The following is a 2,385-nucleotide window of genomic DNA, read 5'->3' on the forward strand; positions in this document are numbered from 1 at the left end:
GCATCCTGCAGTACGTGCTGCGTTCGCTCGTCTGACCCGCCCTCGACGCGCCCCCGGGAGCTCGGGCCCCCGGGGCGCGGTGCGTTTTCCCGACACCATCGATCGCTCGCTGCAAAGCCATGCCGGGNCCTCTTCCCGGCGCCGAGACTAGAATCGACAGACGCGCAGACCTCTGTGCGCACCGCACGAGAGGAGTCACATGGCTCTCCTACCCGGCATCCACGGTCCCCGTGACCTCGACGGTCTCACCCCCGATCAGCTGCGCCAGCTCGCGGCCGAGATCCGTTCGTTCCTCGTCGAGAACGTCGCCCGCACCGGCGGTCACCTCGGCCCCAACCTCGGCGTCGTCCCCCTCGGCCCCGAGCTCCTCGCCGAGGTGCCGGTCGTGGCCGGTCCCGACGGCGCCACCAAGCGCCTCGCGCGCTTTGTCGGTGTCGACGGCCCGCGGTGGTTCCTCCGCGGCGTGATCGGGGGAGCGGCGACCTCCGACGTCGAGGCCGCGGCAGCGGTGGAAGACCTGTTCCGCTCGATCGTCGTCGTGCGCGGCGGATCGCCCATGCCGCCGCGCGATCTGATCCCGCTCCGGATGCCGACAACCCCCGGCACGGCATGACCGAGCCGGCGCGACCCGACGACGCCGACCGCGTCCCGCTCGAGCCGCCCTCCGCGGCCGACAGCCTCTCGGCGGCGCTCGGCGATGCCGCCCGCCGTGCGGGCCTCGACCCGTCGAAGCACACCTCGACCGGCGCGGCCGTGTGGGCCGCGATGGGCGGATGGCGCGGCATCCTGGAATCCGTCCTGCCGTCGCTCGCTTTCGTGGTGCTCTTCACCGTCACGAGCGACCCGGAGACGCACCAGGGCAACCTGCCCCTGAGCCTCGGGGTCTCGGTGGGGCTCGCGCTCGTCTTCACGATCGCGCGGCTCGTGGCCAAGTCTCCGCCGAGCGCCGCGATCGGCGGACTCCTCGCGACCGTGGCCGCCGCGGTCCTGACGCTGTTCACGGGCCGTGGCCAGGACAACTTCGTCTTCGGGTTCTTCACCAACGGCGCCTACGGTGCGGCGTTCCTGGTGTCGGTCCTCGTGGGCTGGCCGCTGATCGGTCTCATCGCCGGATACCTGCTCGGCGAGGGGACGGCCTGGCGCACAGACAAGCGCAAGCGGCGCGTGTACTCCCTGCTGTCGCTCGGCTGGGCGGCGCTGTTCGCCGCGCGCCTCATCGTCCAGCTGCCGCTCTACTTCGCCGGCGACGTCACGGCGCTCGGAACGCTCAAGATCGTCATGGGACTGCCGCTTTTCGCGCCGATGGTCGCGGTCACGTGGCTCGCCGTGCGCGCACTCTCCCCGAAGCGCGAGTCCTGATATATTTATCTTGATATCAAGATAAATCCCCCTCCCCGCACGGTTAGGTCGGCCTTCCTGGCATCCTCCGAACCGCGAGGGGAAGATGGGGGATGGCGGGCCGACGCCTGCGCATTCGCCGACGAAGGAGACGATCGTGTCCACGGTTGACAGCTTCGGTGCCAAGAGCACCCTGACAGTCGGCAGCACCGACTACGAGATCTTCCGCATCGACACCGTCGCCGGGTACGAGAAGCTCCCGTTCAGCCTGAAGGTGCTGCTCGAGAACCTCCTCCGCACCGAGGACGGCGCCAACGTCACCGCGGAGCAGATCCGCGCCCTCGGCTCGTGGAACCCGGATGCCGAGCCCGACACCGAGATCCAGTTCACGCCCGCACGCGTCGTGATGCAGGACTTCACCGGCGTCCCCTGCATCGTCGACCTCGCCACGATGCGCGAGGCCGTCACGGCCCTCGGCGGCGACCCCAACCGCATCAACCCCCTCTCCCCGGCCGAGATGGTCATCGACCACTCCGTCATCGCCGACCTCTTCGGCAGCGAGAACGCCCTCGAGCGCAACGTCGAGATCGAGTACGAGCGCAACGGTGAGCGCTACCAGTTCCTCCGCTGGGGCCAGACCGCCTTCGACGACTTCAAGGTCGTCCCGCCGGGCACCGGCATCGTGCACCAGGTCAACATCGAGCACCTGGCCAAGGTCGTCTACGACCGCACCGTCGACGGCGTCCTGCGCGCCTACCCCGACACCTGCGTCGGCACCGACTCGCACACCACGATGGTCAACGGCCTGGGCGTGCTGGGCTGGGGCGTCGGCGGCATCGAGGCCGAGGCCGCGATGCTCGGCCAGCCCGTGTCGATGCTCATCCCGCGCGTCGTCGGCTTCAAGCTCAGCGGCGAGATCCCCGCCGGCGTCACCGCGACCGACGTCGTCCTCACGATCACCGACATGCTCCGCAAGCACGGCGTCGTGGGCAAGTTCGTCGAGTTCTACGGCGAGGGCGTGGCATCCGTCCCGCTCGCGAACCGCGC

Annotated in this window: 3 protein-coding genes; all 3 read left to right on the top strand. The window is 69.9% G+C overall.

Annotated elements, in window-relative coordinates; all coding sequences use genetic code 11:
• The first annotated feature begins 199 nt into the window (after positions 1-199).
• Positions 200-613, top strand: coding sequence for a DUF3710 domain-containing protein (locus I5G_RS18160; RefSeq protein ID WP_022880325.1), 414 nt, complete (start codon positions 200-202; stop codon positions 611-613).
• Positions 610-1,359, top strand: a complete 750-nt coding sequence (locus tag I5G_RS18165; RefSeq protein WP_022880326.1) for a DUF3159 domain-containing protein — start codon at positions 610-612, stop codon at positions 1,357-1,359. The genes I5G_RS18160 and I5G_RS18165 overlap by 4 nt, the downstream gene beginning before the upstream one ends.
• Before the next feature lie 133 nt (positions 1,360-1,492).
• A partial coding sequence (locus I5G_RS23500; RefSeq protein WP_275574428.1) for an aconitase family protein occupies positions 1,493-2,385 on the top strand: 893 nt, incomplete at its 3' end.

Source organism: Microbacterium sp. B19 (assembly GCF_000333395.1).
Lineage (GTDB): Bacteria > Actinomycetota > Actinomycetes > Actinomycetales > Microbacteriaceae > Microbacterium.